General features: G+C 43.9%; 2 protein-coding genes. One reads left to right on the forward strand and one right to left on the reverse strand.

Features of this window, described 5'->3' with window-relative positions:
• Positions 1-246 (forward strand): phospholipase D-like domain-containing protein (locus A3738_RS20265; RefSeq protein ID WP_231876711.1); only part of this gene is annotated, 246 nt, incomplete at its 5' end.
• Between the two features lie 3 nt (positions 247-249).
• Here the strand turns inward: A3738_RS20265 and A3738_RS20270 are convergent.
• Positions 250-1,036 (reverse strand): flagella assembly protein FlgT middle domain-containing protein (locus A3738_RS20270; RefSeq protein ID WP_304440120.1); only part of this gene is annotated, 787 nt, incomplete at its 5' end.

The following is a 1,036-nucleotide window of genomic DNA, read 5'->3' on the forward strand; positions in this document are numbered from 1 at the left end:
AAAACAATCATGATTGATGAATGGGCGAGTATTGGTTCCAGCAATATGAATCATCGAAGCTTTCGGCACGATCTCGAAGTCGACTACATACTTCAAACCAAAGAAGCCAAACAACAACTACTCGATGATTTTCATCATGATTGTTCGTACACGACCAAACAAACATTGAGTAGTCTTGCCAAACAGCCTTTATGGAAACGAGTTGCGGGAAGTCTAATACTATTGCTCTTCGGACGCTGGCTTTAGTCCTTACCAAACAATCAGAACGTCATCTTGCTGAATATTCAAACGGCCCGGATCTAGCCCAATCTTACCACTAGCAAAATTTGGATGAACCTGAGAGACCGTCAATACAGCTTTTGTATTGGTTAGCTCCAGTCCCTTTTGCTGCAAGGCATCGTAAAAATTGAAACTTCGATAAACACTAAGCTTATCGCCTGGTCGCAATCCTACGCTTGCGCCAGAAGAAAAATGAATTGTTTTTCCATCAACACGAGCAATGCGTGTCATAAAAGGCTGACAACGCAACTGCTCATCTAACGCGAAGCTCATTGACTCGAGTAAGTTAGAGATATGCAATCCGTATGATGTTTTCCAAAAAGCTTGTGTAGCAAAGCCTATTTCATCAGATAAATCTGGAGACCAATCTCCTTGCGTCGCGAAGTTTTCTCGCCATACAAGCTCGCCCGTCAATCCATCATGAACAAACAGATCAACCGAGAATCGACGTCGCTCGTCTGCTTGAGCAAAGAACTTGATACTTTTTCTCCACACCGAGGTTTCATAAGCCTTTGGATTAACTAAACCCATATCACGAACCACTCCAGAAACTACGAACTGAACATTAAGTTTTTTCGCTTCTTGCATCGCATGACTGAGTAAGCGCTGTTCTGTAACTTGAGTCGGTGCATTGATCATAGGGCGATAGGCGCCAACATCAGCTTGCTGGAGCACAGACAAGGAATCTACTTGAGACAAGGCGCTAGACAGCGCGCTAGACAAGCCTTGCTCAACACCGTTTAACCGGCCAATACTT

This window comes from Oleiphilus sp. HI0066 (assembly GCF_001635725.1).